General features: G+C 40.6%; 17 protein-coding genes, 14 tRNA genes and 3 rRNA genes. 30 read left to right on the top strand and 4 right to left on the bottom strand.

Going from position 1 to position 21,300, the window contains the following annotated elements; genetic code table 11:
* Window positions 1-36: 36 nt before the first annotated feature.
* Window positions 37-651, bottom strand: a complete 615-nt coding sequence (locus CEQ21_RS10165; RefSeq protein WP_185764508.1) for a TetR/AcrR family transcriptional regulator — start codon at window positions 649-651, stop codon at window positions 37-39.
* Between the two features lie 188 nt (window positions 652-839).
* Between CEQ21_RS10165 and CEQ21_RS10160 the strand changes: the two genes are divergently transcribed.
* The 6 genes from CEQ21_RS10160 to CEQ21_RS10135 all read left to right on the top strand — a co-directional run bounded on the left by CEQ21_RS10160 (window position 840) and on the right by CEQ21_RS10135 (window position 5,865).
* Window positions 840-1,577, top strand: a complete 738-nt coding sequence (locus CEQ21_RS10160) for an SDR family NAD(P)-dependent oxidoreductase (RefSeq protein ID WP_185764507.1) — start codon at window positions 840-842, stop codon at window positions 1,575-1,577.
* Between the two features lie 29 nt (window positions 1,578-1,606).
* Complete coding sequence (locus CEQ21_RS10155; protein ID WP_185764506.1) at window positions 1,607-2,392, top strand: SDR family oxidoreductase; 786 nt, start codon at window positions 1,607-1,609, stop codon at window positions 2,390-2,392.
* Between the two features lie 131 nt (window positions 2,393-2,523).
* Window positions 2,524-2,697: a gamma-type small acid-soluble spore protein gene (locus CEQ21_RS10150; protein ID WP_185764505.1), complete on the top strand. Its 174-nt coding sequence runs from the start codon at window positions 2,524-2,526 to the stop codon at window positions 2,695-2,697.
* A 298-nt stretch (window positions 2,698-2,995) separates the two neighbouring features.
* The gene (locus tag CEQ21_RS10145) at window positions 2,996-3,256 is read left to right on the top strand and encodes a YgaB family protein (RefSeq protein WP_185764504.1); all 261 of its coding nucleotides are present in this window, start codon (window positions 2,996-2,998) and stop codon (window positions 3,254-3,256) included.
* A gap of 185 nt (window positions 3,257-3,441) precedes the next feature.
* Entirely contained in the window at window positions 3,442-3,972 is a 531-nt protein-coding gene (locus CEQ21_RS10140) for a nucleoside tri-diphosphate phosphatase (RefSeq protein ID WP_127741643.1), read from the top strand.
* Window positions 3,973-4,116: 144 nt separating this feature from the next.
* Window positions 4,117-5,865, top strand: coding sequence for an ABC transporter ATP-binding protein (locus CEQ21_RS10135; RefSeq protein WP_328593472.1), 1,749 nt, complete (start codon window positions 4,117-4,119; stop codon window positions 5,863-5,865).
* Window positions 5,866-5,908: 43 nt separating this feature from the next.
* Here CEQ21_RS10135 and CEQ21_RS10130 read toward each other — a convergent pair whose 3' ends face one another.
* Both CEQ21_RS10130 and CEQ21_RS10125 read right to left on the bottom strand, forming a co-directional pair.
* Entirely contained in the window at window positions 5,909-6,997 is a 1,089-nt protein-coding gene (locus CEQ21_RS10130) for an FUSC family protein (protein ID WP_185764503.1), read from the bottom strand.
* Between the two features lie 407 nt (window positions 6,998-7,404).
* On the bottom strand, window positions 7,405-8,703 hold the full coding sequence (locus CEQ21_RS10125; protein ID WP_185764502.1) for a glutamate-1-semialdehyde 2,1-aminomutase: 1,299 nt from the start codon (window positions 8,701-8,703) through the stop codon (window positions 7,405-7,407).
* Between the two features lie 189 nt (window positions 8,704-8,892).
* On the opposite strand from CEQ21_RS10125, the gene CEQ21_RS10120 reads away from it, so the two are divergent.
* The 21 genes from CEQ21_RS10120 to CEQ21_RS10020 all read left to right on the top strand — a co-directional run bounded on the left by CEQ21_RS10120 (window position 8,893) and on the right by CEQ21_RS10020 (window position 18,317).
* On the top strand, window positions 8,893-9,303 hold the full coding sequence (locus tag CEQ21_RS10120; RefSeq protein WP_127741635.1) for an ion channel: 411 nt from the start codon (window positions 8,893-8,895) through the stop codon (window positions 9,301-9,303).
* A 79-nt stretch (window positions 9,304-9,382) separates the two neighbouring features.
* Window positions 9,383-9,847, top strand: coding sequence for a thioredoxin-dependent thiol peroxidase (gene bcp / locus CEQ21_RS10115; protein WP_185764501.1), 465 nt, complete (start codon window positions 9,383-9,385; stop codon window positions 9,845-9,847).
* Between the two features lie 341 nt (window positions 9,848-10,188).
* A complete protein-coding gene (gene perR / locus CEQ21_RS10110) occupies window positions 10,189-10,632 on the top strand; it encodes a peroxide-responsive transcriptional repressor PerR (RefSeq protein ID WP_419181587.1) in 444 nt (147 codons plus the stop codon).
* 213 nt (window positions 10,633-10,845) lie between these two features.
* Window positions 10,846-11,721 (top strand): nucleotidyltransferase-like protein, encoded by an 876-nt coding sequence (locus CEQ21_RS10105; RefSeq protein ID WP_185767214.1) that lies wholly within the window; start codon window positions 10,846-10,848, stop codon window positions 11,719-11,721.
* Window positions 11,722-12,023: 302 nt separating this feature from the next.
* A 16S ribosomal RNA gene (locus CEQ21_RS10100) occupies window positions 12,024-13,573 on the top strand.
* Window positions 13,574-13,813: 240 nt separating this feature from the next.
* Window positions 13,814-16,748, top strand: a 23S ribosomal RNA gene (locus tag CEQ21_RS10095).
* 174 nt (window positions 16,749-16,922) lie between these two features.
* A 5S ribosomal RNA gene (rrf, locus tag CEQ21_RS10090) occupies window positions 16,923-17,039 on the top strand.
* Together the 16S, 23S and 5S rRNA genes with 14 tRNA genes alongside form the textbook arrangement of a ribosomal RNA operon.
* A 10-nt stretch (window positions 17,040-17,049) precedes the next feature.
* A tRNA-Asn gene (locus CEQ21_RS10085) sits at window positions 17,050-17,124 on the top strand.
* A gap of 6 nt (window positions 17,125-17,130) precedes the next feature.
* Window positions 17,131-17,222: transfer RNA gene (locus CEQ21_RS10080), tRNA-Ser, on the top strand.
* A 26-nt stretch (window positions 17,223-17,248) separates the two neighbouring features.
* Window positions 17,249-17,323, top strand: a tRNA-Glu gene (locus tag CEQ21_RS10075).
* A gap of 18 nt (window positions 17,324-17,341) precedes the next feature.
* Window positions 17,342-17,417, top strand: a tRNA-Val gene (locus CEQ21_RS10070).
* Between the two features lie 9 nt (window positions 17,418-17,426).
* Window positions 17,427-17,500: transfer RNA gene (locus CEQ21_RS10065), tRNA-Met, on the top strand.
* 4 nt (window positions 17,501-17,504) lie between these two features.
* Window positions 17,505-17,581 (top strand) — tRNA-Asp (locus tag CEQ21_RS10060).
* 21 nt (window positions 17,582-17,602) lie between these two features.
* Window positions 17,603-17,678: transfer RNA gene (locus CEQ21_RS10055), tRNA-Phe, on the top strand.
* Window positions 17,679-17,686: 8 nt separating this feature from the next.
* Window positions 17,687-17,770: transfer RNA gene (locus tag CEQ21_RS10050), tRNA-Tyr, on the top strand.
* Between the two features lie 8 nt (window positions 17,771-17,778).
* A tRNA-Trp gene (locus tag CEQ21_RS10045) sits at window positions 17,779-17,852 on the top strand.
* 13 nt (window positions 17,853-17,865) lie between these two features.
* Window positions 17,866-17,941 (top strand) — tRNA-His (locus tag CEQ21_RS10040).
* 44 nt (window positions 17,942-17,985) lie between these two features.
* Window positions 17,986-18,060 (top strand) — tRNA-Gln (locus CEQ21_RS10035).
* 4 nt (window positions 18,061-18,064) lie between these two features.
* Window positions 18,065-18,139, top strand: a tRNA-Gly gene (locus CEQ21_RS10030).
* A 10-nt stretch (window positions 18,140-18,149) separates the two neighbouring features.
* Window positions 18,150-18,223, top strand: a tRNA-Cys gene (locus CEQ21_RS10025).
* A 13-nt stretch (window positions 18,224-18,236) separates the two neighbouring features.
* Window positions 18,237-18,317: transfer RNA gene (locus CEQ21_RS10020), tRNA-Leu, on the top strand.
* A gap of 174 nt (window positions 18,318-18,491) precedes the next feature.
* Here the strand turns inward: CEQ21_RS10020 and CEQ21_RS10015 are convergent.
* Window positions 18,492-18,704 (bottom strand): helix-turn-helix transcriptional regulator, encoded by a 213-nt coding sequence (locus CEQ21_RS10015; protein ID WP_185764499.1) that lies wholly within the window; start codon window positions 18,702-18,704, stop codon window positions 18,492-18,494.
* Window positions 18,705-18,933: 229 nt separating this feature from the next.
* On the opposite strand from CEQ21_RS10015, the gene CEQ21_RS10010 reads away from it, so the two are divergent.
* The 3 genes from CEQ21_RS10010 to CEQ21_RS10000 all read left to right on the top strand — a co-directional run bounded on the left by CEQ21_RS10010 (window position 18,934) and on the right by CEQ21_RS10000 (window position 21,166).
* Window positions 18,934-19,527: a matrixin family metalloprotease gene (locus CEQ21_RS10010; protein ID WP_185764498.1), complete on the top strand. Its 594-nt coding sequence runs from the start codon at window positions 18,934-18,936 to the stop codon at window positions 19,525-19,527.
* A 24-nt stretch (window positions 19,528-19,551) separates the two neighbouring features.
* Window positions 19,552-20,376, top strand: coding sequence for a hypothetical protein (locus CEQ21_RS10005; protein ID WP_185764497.1), 825 nt, complete (start codon window positions 19,552-19,554; stop codon window positions 20,374-20,376).
* Window positions 20,377-20,527: 151 nt separating this feature from the next.
* A complete protein-coding gene (locus tag CEQ21_RS10000; protein ID WP_185764496.1) occupies window positions 20,528-21,166 on the top strand; it encodes a nuclease-related domain-containing protein in 639 nt (212 codons plus the stop codon).
* Window positions 21,167-21,300 lie beyond the last annotated feature (134 nt).

The following is a 21,300-nucleotide window of genomic DNA, read 5'->3' as shown; positions in this document are numbered from 1 at the left end:
CAAAGAAATGTAAAGGACCGAATACAGGTCCTTTTTTTACTGCTTATGTGAATTATTACCAATAAACTCAAACGAATAAATATGCGTTTTCGTCAGCTCGATCACTTCATTAATGAATTCCTCCTGTGTCTCCTTGAAGCCATCTCTTATCCAATTTAAAATAAGCCCGTAAAATCCATATGCCGTATAACGCTTAAAATAATCCATGTTAACAGGAATATGATTAATTGTATCGAAGACAAATTGTTCTTTATATATCTTTAAAATGGTCTGCGGAAATCTAGTATGTAAACCAGGCAACGTATCTTCAAGCTTTATTAGCTCAAAAAAATGCCGGTTTTTATATATGTAAGAAACGATGTTGAAAGAATGTGTATTAAGCTTAGCTGTATAGAATTTATGGCCATGCATGTATGGAATACCAACTGCTTCCTCAAGGCCTTTGAGCATAGAAGTGAGCAGGTCCTCTGCCAATTCTATTTTATCCGGATAGTGTATATAGAAGGTGCTGCGGTTATAGGCTGCATGATCCACTATATTTTTAACTGTGACAGCATGATAGCCTTTGTCTTTAATTAATTCTATTAATGCTTGCTTTAAATGTGCTCTCGTTCTATTTTGCCGAGCAGTTGCTGGGTGTTCCTGATCCATGAAAAAAAAACCTCCCTGGAATTAGACATATTTATGGTAAGTGTCTAACTAATAGTCACTTGATAATATCTTAATGATTGTTAATTGTGAACAAAAGAGTAAAATTTAATTTGTTATCAATCACATATTCACTAGTCTAGTACTTTTTACATGAATATGTAAGTTTATTTTAACAAGGGGGATTTACAATGGGAAAATTACAAGATAAGGTTGCAGTCATAACAGGTGGAGCATCTGGAATTGGTGCAGCAACAGCACGTTTATTCGTCTCAGAAGGTGCGAAGGTTGTTCTTGTAGACTTAAATGAAGAAAAAGGCAAGGCATTCGAATCAGAATTGAAAGCGCTTAATGCGGATGCGCTATTTGTAAAAGCAAATATTACAAGTGAAGAAGATGTTGCTAATATCTTCACACAAACAATCGAAAAGTTTGGCAAAGTGGATATTGTCTTCAATAATGCAGGAATTGGCCGTGTTCATCCTTCACATGAATTGGACTATGCTGAATGGCGTCAAACAGTGAATGTGGATTTGGATGGTGTATTCCTAGTAGCTCGTGAAGCTATTCGTGAAATGTTAAAAGCAGGCGGAGGCGCTATTGTTAATACTGCTTCTATGTATGGATGGGTTGGTTCACCTGGCTCTGCTGCTTATAATGCTGCAAAAGGCGGAGTGGTCAACTTGACTCGTTCCCTTGCATTGGAGTATGCAGAACAGAATATTCGTGTTAATGCATTATGTCCTGGATTTATTGATACACCAATCATTCCAGAAGAAAGCAAATTAGCACTAGCAGCAGCAACACCTGTAAAACGTCTTGGTAAAGCAGAAGAAATGGCGAAAGCAGTTCTGTTCCTTGCTTCTGATGATTCTTCTTATATGACTGGTAACAGCCTGATTGTAGATGGCGGTTATACTGCACAATAACGTTTAAACAATTAAAGGGGGTAGCAATCATGAATAATCGTTTTGATGGCAAAGTTGTTTTAATCACAGGAGCTGGATCTGGATTAGGTCAAGCTTCCGCTCTGCAAATTGCGAAAGAAGGCGCTAAGTTGTCGCTTGTCGATTTAAATGCTGCTTCATTAGAAGAAACAAAAGCAAAAGTGCTTGAAGTAGCACCAGATGCTGAAATACTGCTTCTTACTGCAAACGTGGCAGACGAAAAGGCAGTCGAAAATTATGTGAATGAAACAGTTGCTAAATTTGGCAAAATTGACAGCTTCTTTAATAATGCTGGAATTGAAGGAAAGCAGGACTTAACAGAGGATTTCGGTTTAGATGAATTCCAAAAAGTTGTTAGCGTTAACCTGAATGGTGTCTTTTATGGCTTAAAGCATGTATTAAAGGTTATGAGAGAACAAGGCTTTGGTTCAGTTGTTAACACAGCCTCAGTCGGTGGTATCCGCGGAGTTGGTAACCAATCTGGATATGCAGCAAGTAAGCACGGTGTGGTCGGCTTAACTCGCAACTCTGGTATCGAATACGGCCAATATGGTGTGAGCATTAAAGCAATTGCACCAGGTGCTATCATGACACCAATGGTTGAAGGGTCATTAAAACAAATCGATGCAGACAATTGGGAAGAGGTCGGCAAGCAATTTGTTGAGCCAAACCCGATGAAGCGTTTCGGAAGACCAGAAGAAGTCGGCTATCTAGTAGCATTCCTTCTTTCAGATCAAGCGAACTTCATCAATGCGACAGTCATTCCGATTGACGGTGGTCAGTCGTACAAATATTAATATTTAAGATATTATTTAGTTGAAAGCACGGGCTATTCCGTGCTTTTTTTGTATGGATTTTATTGGAATAAAAAAAATATGGATAGAACTTCTGCATACGGGACAAATTAATATTCGTGGAGGTGATATTGATGGCTAAAAAAGCAGGTAGCACACAATCAGGAACTAACATTCAAGAAGTAAAACAACAAAACGCTGCAGCAACTTCTGGACAATACGGTACAGAATTCGCTAGCGAAACTGATGTACAAGAAGTAAAACAACGTAACGCTAAAGCAGAGCAAAACAAATCTAAAAACTCATAATTTAGCTGATACGAAGGCACTTTTCTTAGAGGAAAGTGTCTTCGTTCATTTTTCTCCAATTAATAACACTCCGATAAGCTCCTCTTACAGTTCGACAAAACTTCTTGTCAGTCTACAGAAGTTGTCAAAGGAAATAGACTAGAGGAAGTGGAAATAATCAACAGAGCAAAAACAATCTAATTCCCCATAAATAAAAATTTTTTGAAATCAGTCTGTTAATAGGGAAGAGAGACTTCCATTTTTATGTTGAGAGGTCAAGAATTTCTTCCAAAAAATATTAATTAGGATGTGTATGTTCATGGACGTGTTCAATGGATTAGTAGGAGAACAGATGAAAATTATGGAAAAACTGCTGTATTTGCAGAGTGAGCTTGAACGGTGTGAAGAAATTGAAGATCAGCTGCAGCAATTGCATAGTGAAACAGAATTGAAAGAAGTGCAGCATGAAATCATGAATATGAAAAGCGAATTAAAAGAAATACAGCGGATTTTTGAGATACAGACAGAAAAAGTAATTAAGGTATATCAGGAAAATGAAATGAATTTAAGCTCTATTTAATAGGAATTTTTAAATATTTCTCATTCCTTTCGCAATTTCAATGGTTCTTTTGTTTTAAATTTTTCTATTAACCGTTATAATAATAGAAAAAAGAGGAATTGTTCTTTGTTGCCTTGATTGGGAAATAGAATATTTAAATGTAAGTAGGTTGCAAAGCGTCCGCAAAATGAAAGTAGGGGAGAATAATGGGCGTACCTATCGAGGGTGAACCAATACAAATCCATAGCTACAAGCATAATGGTCACATCCATCGAATCTGGGACGAAACAACGATACTTAAAGGGACGCAAAATTTAATAATAGGCGGTAATGATCGGACAATTGTTACAGAATCAGACGGCAGAACATGGGTCACCCGTGAACCGGCAATATGCTACTTTCATTCCCAATACTGGTTTAATGTAATAGGAATGATAAGGGAAGACGGAATCCATTATTATTGTAACCTTAGTTCGCCATTTATTTATGATGGAGAAGCAGTAAAATATATTGATTATGATTTGGATATTAAGATTTTCCCTGATATGACATTTAATCTTCTCGATGAGGATGAATATGAACGTCATCGTGCGGAAATGAATTATCCAGAAGCGATCGACCGTATTTTGAAATCGCATGTTAATCAATTAATCCAGTGGATACGCCAAAGAAAGGGTCCCTTTGCACCAGATTTTATTGATTTATGGTATGAAAGGTATTTAACGTACAGAAGTTAATATGGTAGGAAGAATAGCTTGTTGAAAGTTCAGCAAGCTTTTTCTTTTGTTTTCATTTATGCAAGTGGTAAAATAACTTCTTGTTTGAAGTTTCGTTCTAATTTATTGTTTACATAAAATTTTAGAAAGGAAAGAGGAGAGAGTGTGGACAGTATAAAAAGATATTTGCATTTTGTTAAACCATACCGAATGCAAATTATAGGGACAATCATCATTGGCATCGTTAAATTCGCTATTCCCTTGCTCATTCCGCTTTTACTGAAATATGTAGTTGATGACATCATCAATGCAACAGATTTGGATAAGCAAGAAAGAATCAACAGTCTTTTAAAGATGATGGGGATAATGCTGGTCATTTTTGTCATCGTCAGACCGCCTGTTGAATACTACCGTCAATATTTTGCACAGTGGACATCGAATAAGATTCTGTATGATATTCGCGATCAGCTGTTTGCTCACCTGCAAAAGCTGAGCTTAAAGTACTACTCCAATACAAGGGCTGGTGAAGTTATCTCACGGGTCATTAATGATGTGGAGCAAACAAAGAATTTTATCCTGACAGGGCTGATGAATTTATGGCTTGATGGTGTCACGATATTAATAACAATCGGTATCATGCTGACAATGAATGTAAAGCTGACAATTATCTCAATCATTCTTTTGCCGTTTTACGCATTGTCAATCAAACATTTCTTCGGAAACTTAAGAACACTGACAAGAGAACGATCGCAAGCATTAGCAGGAGTCCAGAGTTTCTTACACGAAAGAGTACAAGGAATTTCAGTTATTAAAAGCTTTGCGACAGAAGATTATGAACAAAAGCACTTTAAAAAGTATAATCATGCATTTTTAGAAAAGGCGACAGATCATACACGCTGGAATGCTAAAGCTTTTGCTGTAGTTAATACGATTACAGACATCTCACCAATCATTGTGATTGCATACTCTGGGTATCAAGTAATAACCGGTCAGCTGACATTAGGTGCAATGGTAGCATTCTTTGCTTATATTGAGAGGCTGTATAATCCGTTGCGAAGAATGGTGAATTCCTCAACGACACTGACACAGTCAATTGCTTCGATGGACCGTGTGTTTGAGCTGATTGATGAGAAATACGATATCCAGGATAAGCCGAATGCAATTCCTTGTAAGGAAGTACAAGGGGAGATTGAATTTAAGGAAGTTGATTTCGCCTATGATCAAAATGATTCCCTTGTGCTCAATAATATCTCTTTGAAAATCAAGCAAGGAGAAACAGTTGCTTTTGTTGGTATGAGCGGAGGCGGAAAGTCATCACTCATTAGCTTAATACCTCGTTTCTACGATGTTACTGCTGGTACGATTATGCTTGATGGAAGGGATATCCGCGATTTTCAAGTCCGAACATTGAGAGATAAAATCGGAATGGTTCTTCAAGAAAATATTCTATTCAGTGAATCAATCAAAGAGAACATTATGATTGGTAAGCCAGATGCAACAATAGAAGAAGTGATGGAGGCAGCAAAGGCTGCAAACGCCCATGAATTTATCATGCAGCTTCCGGATGGCTATGATACGAAGGTAGGGGAAAGAGGCGTGAAGCTGAGTGGCGGTCAAAAGCAGCGTGTTGCCATTGCTCGTGTATTCCTGAAGAACCCGCCGATCTTAATTTTGGATGAAGCAACATCAGCACTTGATTTAGAAAGCGAGCAGTCGATACAAGAGGCAATTGAAAAACTGGCAAAAGAGAGAACGACATTAATAGTTGCTCATAGGCTTTCGACGATTACACATGCAGATCGAATTGTGTTAATCAACAATGGCGAAATTGCCGAAGATGGCAGCCATGAACAGTTGATGAAACTAAAAGGTCATTATTTCAATCTGTTTCAAATTCAACAGCTAGGAGTATAGATAATAAGAAAGGATGACCCTACTTGAGGTCATCCTTTCTTATTTATTCTTCCATTTTCACTTCGGGCTCATGATTATGATGGACTTGAATTGTAGTAATCAGCGTATCTAAATGCTCCACATTCTCATCATATTCAATGATGGCAGAAATGATTTGCATCGCATGATACTGTACAAGCTCCTCGTTTTGCTCACATACCCGCTCATCTACTGTTTCCCGGTAATGGTTAATAAGCTGATAGAACAATTCTTTTCTATCTAAAGTGATATTACCCTCTTCAAAGGTTACATTTGGCTTTACCTTTCCGATGAACTTCAACATAACATGCTCATGATGATGGATTAGACAATCGAGCTGCTGCTGGATAATGTTTTGAAAATTCTCTGGCAGTGTTTTAAGCTCATTCTCAAAACGGTGCAGCTTTTTCAAAGTATGAAAGGATCTTTTCAATGTGTTTATCATCTGCCTGTAGATAACAAGCTTTCTTGCTTTAAGAGGGGTGTTCCTCTTAAAATAGTTTCTTTCTTCTTTATACATTAAATAAAGCTGATCTATTTTAATTATCCGGTCAGAAATCTTGTCGATATCATTTTTCAATAGACTATGTTCGGATGCATGCCTAATATTGAGGCGAATCCACTTTGTAATTTCTTCACTAATATCAGAAATGCTGTTGTACAGCTTGTTTTCATATTTAGGAGGCAAAAATACGAGATTAACGATAAATGCTGAAATAATCCCAAGCATAATAGTAGAAAACCGTATTATCGCAAAGATGATAAAGTCATCTGTTGTTGTTTCCATAATAGCGATCAACGTTACTGTCGACAAGATGATCGTCTTTTCCAGTTTAAGCTTTAAGTTAATTGTAATTACGATAACGGCTGCTAGACCAATAATAAAGATGTTGTTGCCAAAGCTAAGTACGAAGACAACTGCGATTATCGCGCCGATTATATTACCTTGAATTTGTTCTATTATAGATAAGTAAGATCGATAGATAGTAGGCTGTATCGCAAATATTGCTGAAATCCCCGCGAATACAGGAGTTGGTACTTGCAGTGTTTGTGCAAGAAATAATGCTAAAACGATGGCGATTCCTGTTTTAAGAATGCGCGCTCCAAGTGTCATATTGAAATAATCCTCTCTCATACATTTTCTTATGCGTAGTATACCTTTACTTTAAACAATTTATAGAAAAACTAAACAATAATGTACTATACAGTGATTGCTTGTTAACATCAATAGTCATTTGTAGGATTATATGATATTTTCATGAAAAGTTAGTGAAAGTAGTACTGATGTGGGTGTTGTTTGTTATCCTTAATAGATATGAAGGGGAGAGAATATTAGAATAGTTGTTGTGATGTATAGATTTAGAAACGGAGAGCGGCATGCTCTCTGTTTCTAAATTTTTCACAGCAGGGATTCTAGCTGGTGTTTAACCACTTAAGTAGAAGTTTCCCTGCTGCGTAAATTATGATCCATGTTTGATTGTAGACAACTGTGATTGTTGTCTTACTGACAGCAGTTTATTCTTATAGTTCTTTTGCTAATGCTTCGAAAGCATTGTTGACTGCATGTATTGTTGCTTCGATGTCTTCCTCTGTATGGGCGATTGTTATGAACCATGCTTCATATTTGGAAGGGGCAAGCATAATGCCTTGTTCAACCATTAATTTAAAGAATTTACCGAACAGCTCGCCGTCTGTATTTTCGGCTTGCTCATAATTCATGACTTTCTCGTTTGTGAAATAAACAGTCAATGCGCCTTTTAATCGATTAATTGTAATTGGCATATTATGTGTAGCGGCAGCTTCGGCGATACCCTTTTCAAGCAATGCTCCAAGTCTGTCTAAATGCTCGTATACACCTTTTTGCTTAAGCACTTCAAGACAAGCGATACCTGAAAGAACAGATGCCGGATTTCCAGCATGTGTACCAGCTTGATATGCAGGTCCTACTGGGGCCACTTTGTCCATAATTTCCTTTTTCCCGCCATAAGCTCCGATTGGTAAGCCTCCGCCGATCACTTTTCCTAATGCAGTTAAATCTGGCTGAACTCCTAATAAGTCCTGTGCACCGCCATATGTAAAGCGGAAGGCTGTGATTACCTCATCATAGATAACAAGTGCCCCAGCGTTATGTGTATACTCATTTATTAATTCAAGGAACCCTTCAATCGGCTCGACAATTCCAAAGTTACCAACGATTGGTTCTACAAGTACTGCCGCAATTTCTTGACCCCATTTTTTTAGGGCATCCTTGAATGCGTCAGGATCGTTGAATGGAACAGTGATAACATCTGCTGCAATCACTGCTGGCACACCAGCTGAATCTGGAGTTCCCAGTGTAGACGGACCAGAGCCTGCTGCAACAAGAACAGGGTCAGAGTGACCGTGGTAGCAGCCTGCAAACTTAATTACTTTGTTTCTGCCGGTATATGCTCTTGCGACCCTGATTGTAGTCATGACTGCTTCTGTACCAGAATTCATAAATCTGACCTTCTCTAGGGAAGGAATAGCCTCTTGAAGCATTTTTGCAAATGTAACTTCATGAGGAGTTGGCGTTCCATATAAAACCCCTGATTCAGCTGCTTTAGTGATTGCCTTTGTTATATGGGGATGAGCGTGTCCAGTAATGATTGGTCCGTACGCTGCCAAATAATCAATATATTGATTCCCATCTACATCGAAGAAGTAAGCGCCTTGGCCCCTTTCCATTGCTACAGGTGCTCCGCCACCAACTGCTTTATACGAACGAGAAGGGCTGTTGACTCCGCCTACGATTACTTTAAGTGCTTCTTCATGTAATCTCTCAGAATTATTATGCTGCATGATATTCCTCCTAAAACTTATCATCATTAAAAGATGTTCTTTATAATTTTAGCACTTTTTTTCAGAAGATAAACGATAAAGGTACTACCTTAGTTTTCATAGGAATTTAGAAAAGGTCTTTAAACAGGCAGACAAGCATACATTTAAAATATATTGGACTTGGCGGGAGATATGGATAGGGGGAGGAACGTGTTTTTTTATTTTTTGTTAGCGATGATTATCTTTTTTATTATGATGAGCTTGCGAACGCTGTTTGTTCCTTATCGCCTGAAAGAAAAATGGGTTTCATTTGAAAATTTTTTGTATCTTTTCTTTGTTTATATCACCATAATGATAGGCTTTGGCCTAATTTACACGCTGCTTCAGCTGAATGGCGTGCAGGTCTATAACGAAAGCCAGCAAATATATGCTTCGTCACTACATTTTCTAGATGAGCTGCAAACAGGTATATACTTTAGTGGGATTACGCTGTTTTCAGTAGGCTTTGGTGATTTGACACCAATCGGTCTCGGCAGATTGATAGTAGTAATTGAAGCACTTATTGGGTATACCATCCCAGCGGCATTTGTTGCAAGAGCTGTGTTAGATATGGAAAGTTAATTTGTTTAGAGTATGCTAGTTGAAATTATTTCCTTCATTAGCTAGTCTAATAATAATACCAGCATTGGAGGATAAGAGAATGAGTGTAAATATAGGAGAGCAAGCACCTGATTTTGAATTAGAGGCAAACAGTGGCAAGGGAATTAAGCTGTCTGATTATAGAGGAAAAAATATTGTTTTATATTTCTATCCAAAAGATATGACACCTGGCTGTACAACGGAGGCATGTGATTTTAGGGACAGTCATTCGAGATTCGAGGAACTTGAAGCTGTTGTTCTCGGTGTAAGCCCAGACCCTGTAGACAAACATAAGAAGTTTATTGCAAAGCATGAGCTGCCGTTCCTGCTGCTTGCAGATGAAGATCATAAAGTGGCAGAGAGTTATGACGTATGGAAGCTGAAGAAAAACTTTGGCAAGGAATATATGGGGATAGAACGATCTACCTTTCTGATTGACAAGGAGGGAAGGCTTGTTCGTGAGTGGAGAAAAGTCAAAGTTGCCGGTCATGTCGAGGAAATTGCAGAAGAGCTGAAAAAGCTATAAAGCTTTTTCTGCCTAATTTTATTACCTCGAGGCTTTTGTCCATTCCAATATACAAGTTATGAATACATTATATTAGGGCATACCTCCTCAGATATATGTTGCAGATCACACTCGGTGGTCTGCCTTTTTTATTCAAATTAAATTTAGAACAGCATTAAATAGGAGCATTAGCATATAATAAAAAGTATTGAAAGAGAATTATTCTAGTTTGAACGATTGATAACATATAATATTGTTGGAATTAACGGCTATTCCGCCATTCTTATTGACAAATACATGATATTGTTAGTACACTAATTATAAACATTATAAAATAAGAATATCTTTTAGAAATGGGGTGCATGTCTGTGGAACATAATGAGTTACAGGAAGCTCTTGATAAATTAAAAGAAACAGGAGTGCGCATTACCCCGCAGCGTCATGCGATACTTGAATACTTAATAAGCTCAATGTCACATCCGACTGCCGATGAAATTTATAAAGCACTGGAAGGCAAATTTCCAAATATGAGTGTGGCCACTGTTTATAATAATTTAAGAGTTTTTAAAGAAGTGAGTCTTGTAAAGGAATTGACGTATGGTGATTCCTCAAGCAGATTTGATTTTATAACTTCCCATCATTACCATATCATTTGTAAGGATTGCGGGAAGATAGTGGATTTCCATTATCCTGGACTGGACGAGGTAGAACAGTTCGCAAGCCATGTTTCAGGTTTTAAAATCAGTCATCACCGCTTAGAAATTTATGGAACATGTCCTGACTGTGCAAAAAACGAAGCGCACTAAGCAAGTATAAAGAGGATTGTCTCTTTTAAAATTACAAGCCAGGTTCTGGAGGTGATTTTAAAGTGGATGACTCCTCTTTTTGTTTTTTATTTGTGTTAAAGAGTAAATAGATCATACCGAAAAAGGGTTCAGCTCCGTAAAAAGGAGATGCAGGAATTCGAAATAAAGTGTCGAAAGTATTAAAAACGAATTTTTTATGATGGAGGAATAATGATGGAAGACATTCTTCGTCCGATTTATCAAGAGAGAGCAAGCCAAGCGAATACACTTGGAGTTCTTATGATAGAAAAAAGACAAAAAGAAATGACGGTAACAGATACATTTGACTCGGTGATGCTTATCATCGTGAAAGAGGCAGACAAGCCTGTTTTTATTAAACATTACACGTATACAGACAAAAAAGCTGCACTTCATATTATTACGGAAACACAATTAAAAAAATGGATTTTGCTTGGTACAAATAAAAAAATATTTGAATGGCTATATAATGGGAGAGTCATATTTGATCGAAATGAATATGTATCCCAGTTGAAAAGCGAGTTAAAGGATTTCCCTGTCATCCAAAGGAAACGTAAGATGGGGGTGGAGTTTGCTAAGTTAATTAGAAGATATATGGATGGTAAAGCGTTTTTTGAGAACAAACATTATCTTGATGCATATAATGATGTCGTTCACTCCTTACATCATCTTGCGCGACTTGCTGTTATTGAAAATGGGTTCCATCCAGAGGTTACAGTATGGAGTCAAGTTAAGCAAATTGAACCAGAGATATATAAATTGTATGTCGAATTGATTAATAGTGAGGAGCCTTTGGAAAAAAGACTTGAGTTGCTGTTTTTGGCAAGTGAATTCCTTATCCACTCTAAAACGAAAATGAGCATTCAGCATATTACAGATATCTTAGCAGAACAAGATTATTGGTCTTTTAATGACCTTATAGAGAATGAAGAATTGTTTCTTGTATATTCCGTTGATTTGGGCAGGCTGATTGAATATTTAATTGAGAAACACTTTATTGAGGTAGTCGAGGTAGAAACTAAAAGTCCTAAGGTATATCACCGTTATTATAAGGTTTCAAAAAAAGATTGAAGTTTTTTTAGGAAAAGTGTTGACGCTAACTAAATTACTTGGTATATTTATATCCGTCGCTGAAACAACACAAAATGTTGCTGAAACGACGGAAAAGTTTTTTTAAAAAACATTTGACATAAAAAACACCAGATGTTATATTAATAAAGTCGCTTCTGGAAGAACAAGGAAGCGCAAGGAAATATTGCTCTTTGAAAACTGAACAAACAAACGTCAACAATAATCGTTTTTATAACTTCGTTATAGAAATGAAAAACAAGTAACAAAAAGCTAGAGTTTAGCATTTGAGCTAATCTTACTCTTTATCGGAGAGTTTGATCCTGGCTCAGGACGAACGCTGGCGGCGTGCCTAATACATGCAAGTCGAGCGGACTTAAAAAGCTTGCTTTTTAAGTTAGCGGCGGACGGGTGAGTAACACGTGGGCAACCTGCCTGTAAGACTGGGATAACTTCGGGAAACCGGAGCTAATACCGGATAATCCTTTTCTACTCATGTAGGAAAGCTGAAAGACGGTTTACGCTGTCACTTACAGATGGGCCCGCGGCGCATTAGCTAGTTGGTGAGGTAACGGCTCACCAAGGCGACGATGCGTAGCCGACCTGAGAGGGTGATCGGCCACACTGGGACTGAGACACGGCCCAGACTCCTACGGGAGGCAGCAGTAGGGAATCTTCCGCAATGGACGAAAGTCTGACGGAGCAACGCCGCGTGAGTGATGAAGGTTTTCGGATCGTAAAACTCTGTTGTTAGGGAAGAACAAGTACGAGAGTAACTGCTCGTACCTTGACGGTACCTAACCAGAAAGCCACGGCTAACTACGTGCCAGCAGCCGCGGTAATACGTAGGTGGCAAGCGTTGTCCGGAATTATTGGGCGTAAAGCGCGCGCAGGCGGTCCTTTAAGTCTGATGTGAAAGCCCACGGCTCAACCGTGGAGGGTCATTGGAAACTGGGGGACTTGAGTGCAGAAGAGAAGAGTGGAATTCCACGTGTAGCGGTGAAATGCGTAGAGATGTGGAGGAACACCAGTGGCGAAGGCGACTCTTTGGTCTGTAACTGACGCTGAGGCGCGAAAGCGTGGGGAGCAAACAGGATTAGATACCCTGGTAGTCCACGCCGTAAACGATGAGTGCTAAGTGTTAGAGGGTTTCCGCCCTTTAGTGCTGCAGCAAACGCATTAAGCACTCCGCCTGGGGAGTACGGCCGCAAGGCTGAAACTCAAAGGAATTGACGGGGGCCCGCACAAGCGGTGGAGCATGTGGTTTAATTCGAAGCAACGCGAAGAACCTTACCAGGTCTTGACATCTCCTGACAATCCTAGAGATAGGACGTTCCCCTTCGGGGGACAGGATGACAGGTGGTGCATGGTTGTCGTCAGCTCGTGTCGTGAGATGTTGGGTTAAGTCCCGCAACGAGCGCAACCCTTGATCTTAGTTGCCAGCATTCAGTTGGGCACTCTAAGGTGACTGCCGGTGACAAACCGGAGGAAGGTGGGGATGACGTCAAATCATCATGCCCCTTATGACCTGGGCTACACACGTGCTACAATGGATGGTACAAAGGGCAGCAAAACCGCGAGGTCGAGCCAATCCCATAAAACCATTCTCAGTTCGGATTGTAGGCTGCAACTCGCCTACATGAAGCTGGAATCGCTAGTAATCGCGGATCAGCATGCCGCGGTGAATACGTTCCCGGGCCTTGTACACACCGCCCGTCACACCACGAGAGTTTGTAACACCCGAAGTCGGTGGGGTAACCCTTTTGGGAGCCAGCCGCCTAAGGTGGGATAGATGATTGGGGTGAAGTCGTAACAAGGTAGCCGTATCGGAAGGTGCGGCTGGATCACCTCCTTTCTAAGGAAAATGGATTTATTCCATTCATAGATTGTTGACAGTTTGTTGTTCAGTTTTGAGGGAGCAATTCCTCAAAACATGAGGGTATTGATAAGTAAATTAATCAATAGCCGATTTTGTTCCTTGAAAACTAGATTATGTATAGTAAGAACCAAGAAAAAAACCGAGTAATCGCCATCTTAGATTCTCTATTAAATTAGAGAAATTGAGGGTAAAGAGTAACATCTTTAGCCAAAATCAAGTTAAGTTAGAAAGGGCGCACGGTGGATGCCTTGGCACTAGGAGCCGATGAAGGACGGGACTAACACCGATATGCTTCGGGGAGCTGTAAGTAAGCTTTGATCCGGAGATTTCCGAATGGGGAAACCCGCTATCCGTAATGGGATAGCATCGTTACTTGAATACATAGAGTAACAGAAGGCAGACCCGGGGAACTGAAACATCTAAGTACCCGGAGGAAGAGAAAGCAAACGCGATTCCCTTAGTAGCGGCGAGCGAAACGGGATTAGCCCAAACCAAGAGGCTTGCCTCTTGGGGTTGTAGGACACTCTACATGGAGTTACAAAGGAACGGGGTAGATGAATAGGTCTGGAAAGGCCAGTCACAGAAGGTAAAAACCCTGTAGTCGAAACTTCGTTCCCTCCTGAGTGGATCCTGAGTACGGCGGGACACGAGAAATCCCGTCGGAAGCAGGGAGGACCATCTCCCAAGGCTAAATACTCCCTAGTGACCGATAGTGAACCAGTACCGTGAGGGAAAGGTGAAAAGCACCCCGGAAGGGGAGTGAAATAGATCCTGAAACCGTGTGCCTACAAGTAGTTAGAGCCCATTAATGGGTGATAGCGTGCCTTTTGTAGAATGAACCGGCGAGTTACGATTACATGCAAGGTTAAGTTGAAGAGACGGAGCCGCAGCGAAAGCGAGTCTGAATAGGGCGATAGAGTATGTGGTCGTAGACCCGAAACCAGGTGATCTACCCATGTCCAGGGTGAAGTCCAGGTAACACTGGATGGAGGCCCGAACCCACGCACGTTGAAAAGTGCGGGGATGAGGTGTGGGTAGCGGAGAAATTCCAATCGAACTTGGAGATAGCTGGTTCTCTCCGAAATAGCTTTAGGGCTAGCCTCAAGGTAAGAGTATTGGAGGTAGAGCACTGTTTGGACTAGGGGCCCCCATCGGGTTACCGAATTCAGACAAACTCCGAATGCCAAATACTTATCCTTGGGAGTCAGACTGCGAGTGATAAGATCCGTAGTCAAGAGGGAAACAGCCCAGACCACCAGCTAAGGTCCCAAAGTATACGTTAAGTGGAAAAGGATGTGGAGTTGCTTAGACAACCAGGATGTTGGCTTAGAAGCAGCCACCATTTAAAGAGTGCGTAATAGCTCACTGGTCGAGTGACTCTGCGCCGAAAATGTACCGGGGCTAAACGTATCACCGAAGCTGTGGATTGACATCTATGATGTCAGTGGTAGGAGAGCGTTCTAAGGGCGTTGAAGCTAGACCGTAAGGACTGGTGGAGCGCTTAGAAGTGAGAATGCCGGTATGAGTAGCGAAAGATGAGTGAGAATCTCATCCACCGAATGCCTAAGGTTTCCTGAGGAAGGCTCGTCCACTCAGGGTTAGTCGGGACCTAAGCCGAGGCTGAAGAGCGTAGGCGATGGACAACAGGTTGATATTCCTGTACCACCTTATGAATCGTTTGAGCGATGGGGGGACGCAGGAGGATAGGGTAAGCGTGCTGTTGGATTAGCACGTCCAAGCAGTTAGGCTGGTAATGAGGCAAATCCCATTACCGTGAAGGCGGAGCTGTGACGGCGAGGGAAATATAGTACCGAAGTTCCTGATTCCACACTGCCAAGAAAAGCCTCTAGCGAGATTCAAGGTGCCCGTACCGCAAACCGACACAGGTAGGCGAGGAGAGAATCCTAAGGTGAGCGAGAGAACTCTCGTTAAGGAACTCGGCAAAATGACCCCGTAACTTCGGGAGAAGGGGTGCTCTTTTGGGTGCAAGCCCGAGAGAGCCGCAGTGAATAGGCCCAGGCGACTGTTTAGCAAAAACACAGGTCTCTGCGAAGCCGTAAGGCGAAGTATAGGGGCTGACACCTGCCCGGTGCTGGAAGGTTAAGAGGAGGGGTTAGCGTTCGCGCGAAGCTCTGAATTGAAGCCCCAGTAAACGGCGGCCGTAACTATAACGGTCCTAAGGTAGCGAAATTCCTTGTCGGGTAAGTTCCGACCCGCACGAAAGGTGTAACGATCTGGGCACTGTCTCAACGAGAGACTCGGTGAAATTATAGTACCTGTGAAGATGCAGGTTACCCGCGACAGGACGGAAAGACCCCGTGGAGCTTTACTGTAGCCTGATATTGAATTTTGGTACAGCTTGTACAGGATAGGTAGGAGCCTTGGAAGCCGGAGCGCCAGCTTCGGTGGAGGCATTGGTGGGATACTACCCTGGCTGTATTGACATTCTAACCCGCACCCCTTATCGGGGTGGGAGACAGTGTCAGGTGGGCAGTTTGACTGGGGCGGTCGCCTCCTAAAAAGTAACGGAGGCGCCCAAAGGTTCCCTCAGAATGGTTGGAAATCATTCGTAGAGTGTAAAGGCACAAGGGAGCTTGACTGCGAGACCTACAAGTCGAGCAGGGACGAAAGTCGGGCTTAGTGATCCGGTGGTTCCGCATGGAAGGGCCATCGCTCAACGGATAAAAGCTACCCCGGGGATAACAGGCTTATCTCCCCCAAGAGTCCACATCGACGGGGAGGTTTGGCACCTCGATGTCGGCTCATCGCATCCTGGGGCTGTAGTCGGTCCCAAGGGTTGGGCTGTTCGCCCATTAAAGCGGTACGCGAGCTGGGTTCAGAACGTCGTGAGACAGTTCGGTCCCTATCCGTCGTGGGCGTAGGAAATTTGAGAGGAGCTGTCCTTAGTACGAGAGGACCGGGATGGACGCACCGCTGGTGTACCAGTTGTCTTGCCAAAGGCATAGCTGGGTAGCTATGTGCGGAAGGGATAAGTGCTGAAAGCATCTAAGCATGAAGCCCCCCTCGAGATGAGATTTCCCATAGCGTAAGCTAGTAAGATCCCTGAAAGATGATCAGGTTGATAGGTTTGAGGTGGAAGCATGGTGACATGTGGAGCTGACAAATACTAATAGATCGAGGACTTAACTAAAATAAGTGTGCTTCAATGCCATTTGGCTTCTGTAGCTGCACAAAAGATTACTCACTTTTTCTTCTTACAACATAATCTAGTTTTCAGGGAATAAAATTCTTTGAAAAAAACTTTTTAAAAAAGTGTTGCAAAACACTCGGAGATAAGATATAATAATTCTTGTCTTGAAAAAAGTCTGGTGGCGATAGCGAGAAGGTCACACCCGTTCCCATACCGAACACGGAAGTTAAGCTTCTCAGCGCCGATGGTAGTTGGAGGTTCTCCTCCTGTGAGAGTAGGACGTCGCCAGGCATACCATTATTCCGCAGTAGCTCAGTGGTAGAGCACTCGGCTGTTAACCGAGCGGTCGTAGGTTCGAATCCTACCTGCGGAGCCATTATATGGAGAGCTGTCCGAGTGGCCGAAGGAGCACGATTGGAAATCGTGTAGGCGGGTAACCCTGTCTCAAGGGTTCAAATCCCTTGCTCTCCGCCATTTTCACTCAGTAGCTCATTAATAATGGCCCATTGGTCAAGCGGTTAAGACACCGCCCTTTCACGGCGGTAACACGGGTTCGAATCCCGTATGGGTCACCAATATTACATACCAAATATGGAGGATTAGCTCAGCTGGGAGAGCATCTGCCTTACAAGCAGAGGGTCGGCGGTTCGATCCCGTCATCCTCCACCATAAAATCATCGCGGGGTGGAGCAGTCTGGTAGCTCGTCGGGCTCATAACCCGAAGGTCGCAGGTTCAAATCCTGTCCCCGCAATCACGGTCCGGTAGTTCAGCTGGTTAGAATGCCTGCCTGTCACGCAGGAGGTCGCGGGTTCGAGTCCCGTCCGGACCGCCATTATAATTTAAAAAGTATTAAGGCTCAGTAGCTCAGTCGGTAGAGCAAAGGACTGAAAATCCTTGTGTCGGCGGTTCGATTCCGTCCTGAGCCACCATTTATGTCGGAGGGGTAGCGAAGTGGCTAAACGCGGCGGACTGTAAATCCGCTCCTTAGGGTTCGGCGGTTCGAATCCGTCCCCCTCCACCATTCATTACAGGGGTATAGTTTAAAGGTAGAACAGAGGTCTCCAAAACCTCCGGTGTGGGTTCAATTCCTACTACCCCTGCCAAATAAATTTTATGGCGGATATGGCGAAGTGGTTAACGCATCGGATTGTGGCTCCGACACTCGTGGGTTCGATTCCCATTATTCGCCCCATATATATTTGTAATAAATTATGATAATGCTGAATATAATGATATTGGGCTATAGCCAAGCGGTAAGGCAACGGACTTTGACTCCGTCACTCGTTGGTTCGAATCCAGCTAGCCCAGCCATTATGCGGAAGTAGTTCAGTGGTAGAACATCACCTTGCCAAGGTGGGGGTCGCGGGTTCGAACCCCGTCTTCCGCTCCAATATTGTCAAGGCGGCATAGCCAAGTGGTAAGGCCAAGGTCTGCAAAACCTTTATCACCGGTTCAAATCCGGTTGCCGCCTCCAATATATTTATTACGCCGGTGTGGCGGAATTGGCAGACGCGCACGACTCAAAATCGTGTTCCTCTGGAGTGCCGGTTCGACCCCGGCCACCGGTATCATGTATAAATTAAAGGCTCTCTACAATGTAGGGAGCTTTTTTTCGTGTTTATCATGGTTTAATTCCACTTTCTTTATTGATTAAAACAGATCATCTCACTTCTTTAGTCTGCTTATTAAATCCGGCCAATTTGGTTCCTTAAGTATTATACTAGAAACCGTATTGATTGGTTTTAAATTCTAATGGTATTCAGAAACTCTAAAATTTCATCATTTGAGCATCCATAAAAGTCTAATAGCCTTAAAAGCATTTCATAATTGGGTCTAGTATTAGCATTTTCCCAGCGTACTATTGCTTGCCGTGTAACCCCTAGATTTTTTGCAACAAATGCTTGCGTATAACTAAGGGATTCCCTTTTTCTTCGTAACCATGTGGCGAATTTCAAATGTTATATCCTCCTGGACAAAAAAGTAAATTCTATTTGAAAGTAATTATAAGAGAAAGAGTTTTTAAATTAAAGGAGAAGCAACAAGTAGTTTCTTTGAATTTATTAGAAAATAAGATAGACTAAAAAAGTAAGGGTATACAAAATGAACTGAGTGAGAAATACATTTAAATCTATTATCAGGTGATATTGGTTTTTCTTTATTTTAAACAGAAGGAGATGTTGTTACATGGAAATTAGTAAGAAATATGTCAAGATAACAATAATTATTTTCGTATGTTTACTTTTTTTAGTGCCAAATAACACCAATGCTTATTCTACATATAATGGACATAAAATGTCATCTGGTATTGGGAATTATGGGAAAAGTAAAAAATATTTTTGGGTAGATTCATCTGCAAGTACTTATTCTACTAAAATTAATAATGCTTTTGATAGATGGATAGATTCTACCAAATATGCTGGGATATTAACCCCAACTTCTTATAGAAAAACAACAAGTAAAAGTGCTAGTACCATTGACTTTTATGCAATATCATCCATAGCTAATGGTGTTATGGGAAGAGCACGATTCATGGTGAATAGTACAAATGTTAATGCTAATGCCCAAAATTGGTATTGGACAAGGATTGAGTTTTCTAAAAGCTTAATGAATAATAGTTCATATTCTAAATACCAGCAGTCGGTTATCAGTCATGAGATAGGACATGCATTTGGTTTAAATCATACAAATAATCAGTTAATGGATTCATTAGTAAATGAAGCACCAAGACAATATCCATATAAAGATGAGTATAACGGAATCAATTATCTTTATAAATAAATTATAGTTTAGGAGGAAAGAAAAATGAAAAACCTAAGGTCTATACGGTTTGGGATATTATCGATGTTCATTTTAACTGGATGTGGAAGCATAGGGAACGAATCACAGATTGAAGAGCAAGAAAAAAAGAATAATCATACTGAATCAGTTTCTCAAAAAGATACTTCAAATAGTTCTTTAGAAGAAAAAAACCTTGTAGACAATAATAAAGAAATTTCGGTAGATAATGCTACTATTATAGAAACTCAAGCATCATTCGTAGTTAAGTACGAGAATGCTAGAGAGTTAGTGGATGATTCAGAAATAGCAGTTGAGGGAGTAGTGGTATCTACTGAGAATTATGTGCACATAGATAAAGAAACTGCACAAGGCTATCCTTACACAAAACTAACCTTTAAAATTAATCAAGTGTTAAATGGTGATCCAAGCTTAGAAGGCAGTGAAATATTAATACTGGAGGAGGGAGGTTATATTACTGCAGAACAAGATGGAATGGATGAGAAATTTCCTGATTTGACTGAAGAAGAATTGAAGGAAACTTATCTCATTACACTGAATGGACATAAACCATCATCAAAAGGTGATGAAATGGTTGCCTTTTTAAATGGATACGGCAAATCTGAAACTGATTTTAAAACAGATTTTGATTATTATTCTTTTATTGGGGCATATCAAGCGAAATTTGATTATGACAAGAAAAGCAGTAAATACATGAGGCCGGCTGAGAATTTTGATGTAATGCTTAAGCAGGCTAGAACAAAAACTGATAAAACTTTCGTTGAAGAAGAAGTAGAGGTCGAGGAAAAAGTTAACGAAGAAGTAACTAAATTAGTGAACGAAGCTAGATGAAATTCAACAAATGGATGGAAATATTATAGGATATAGAATGTATTTCTTTCCTTTAAACCAGCTCCTAGTAAAAAAATAGGGAACTGGTTTTTTGTGTATTCAATAAGTAAAATAGTTATATATACATACATTCAGAGAAAGAGTGGAAATAATGACTCAGGAAAAGGGCATAAAAGCAAAAGTTACTGCGGACAGAATTGGTGAATTAGGAGAATATAAGATAAATATCCAGTTAGACCAGCTGCCAAAAAATTACTTGTATCTCAGCGATTTGCTTATCAAAAACAGCAAAGCCAAATCTGGCTATTCTCAAATTGATCATATTGTGTTTACTCCGTATGCCATTTTTGTAATAGAAACAAAAAATTACAAAGGAACGATTTACGGTGACCGCAAGCGAAAGAGTTGGAGTGTTAATGGGAAGTTTCCAATGATGAACCCATTTAATCAAAACTATGGGCATATAGAGGCTATTAAAGCTGTTTTGAGCGCTGTTAAGGGGATAACATATGTATCAATGATTTCCTTTACTAAAAGAGCCGTATTTAAAGTTAATGAGGAACTGAGACAAATGAAATCAAATGATCTTATTGTATATGATACAGAGCTTTCCAATTTTATCACAAGAAAATGTAATGTACTTAAGCTGGTTAATCCAAATCCAATATTTTCAGATCTTATCATTAAAATTATGCATAGTGCTTTAGAAAAGGCAAATGTCACATCCCCTGAATTACGAAAGCTGCATGTGGACGAGTTGCAGAAAGACGGACAAAGCAGCAGCCCGTAAGAAAAACATTCAAGTTTGATCTCCAAATGGATGATAATTTGTGCAATCTGACAGGGAAAAACATTATTCCCTGTTTTTTTAGTCTGATTAACTATAAATAGGTTACTCTAGCAAATATGTCCTATTTTTGGTGT

The sequence above is a fragment of the Niallia circulans genome (assembly GCF_007273535.1).
Classification (GTDB): Bacteria; Bacillota; Bacilli; order Bacillales; family Cytobacillaceae; genus Niallia; species Niallia circulans_B.
Note: the sequence above shows the minus strand (reverse complement) of the source record. Positions and strands in the feature narration are given on the sequence as shown.

Bases quoted from the DNA above. Each gene is read 5' to 3' on its own strand.
- CEQ21_RS10145 (WP_185764504.1), top strand. From the start codon at position 2,996: ATGGACGTGTTCAATGGATTAGTAGGAGAACAGATGAAAATTATGGAA.
- CEQ21_RS10130 (WP_185764503.1), bottom strand. From the start codon at position 6,997: ATGACACTTGGAGCGCGCATTCTTAAAACAGGAATCGCCATCGTTTTA.
- CEQ21_RS10000 (WP_185764496.1), top strand. From the start codon at position 20,528: ATGACTCAGGAAAAGGGCATAAAAGCAAAAGTTACTGCGGACAGAATT.
- CEQ21_RS10155 (WP_185764506.1), top strand. From the start codon at position 1,607: ATGAATAATCGTTTTGATGGCAAAGTTGTTTTAATCACAGGAGCTGGA.
- CEQ21_RS10125 (WP_185764502.1), bottom strand. From the start codon at position 8,703: ATGCAGCATAATAATTCTGAGAGATTACATGAAGAAGCACTTAAAGTA.
- CEQ21_RS10140 (WP_127741643.1), top strand. From the start codon at position 3,442: ATGGGCGTACCTATCGAGGGTGAACCAATACAAATCCATAGCTACAAG.
- CEQ21_RS10010 (WP_185764498.1), top strand. From the start codon at position 18,934: ATGGAAATTAGTAAGAAATATGTCAAGATAACAATAATTATTTTCGTA.
- CEQ21_RS10005 (WP_185764497.1), top strand. From the start codon at position 19,552: ATGAAAAACCTAAGGTCTATACGGTTTGGGATATTATCGATGTTCATT.
- CEQ21_RS10105 (WP_185767214.1), top strand. From the start codon at position 10,846: ATGGAAGACATTCTTCGTCCGATTTATCAAGAGAGAGCAAGCCAAGCG.
- bcp (WP_185764501.1), top strand. From the start codon at position 9,383: ATGAGTGTAAATATAGGAGAGCAAGCACCTGATTTTGAATTAGAGGCA.
- perR (WP_419181587.1), top strand. From the start codon at position 10,189: ATGTCTGTGGAACATAATGAGTTACAGGAAGCTCTTGATAAATTAAAA.
- CEQ21_RS10150 (WP_185764505.1), top strand. From the start codon at position 2,524: ATGGCTAAAAAAGCAGGTAGCACACAATCAGGAACTAACATTCAAGAA.
- CEQ21_RS10165 (WP_185764508.1), bottom strand. From the start codon at position 651: ATGGATCAGGAACACCCAGCAACTGCTCGGCAAAATAGAACGAGAGCA.
- CEQ21_RS10160 (WP_185764507.1), top strand. From the start codon at position 840: ATGGGAAAATTACAAGATAAGGTTGCAGTCATAACAGGTGGAGCATCT.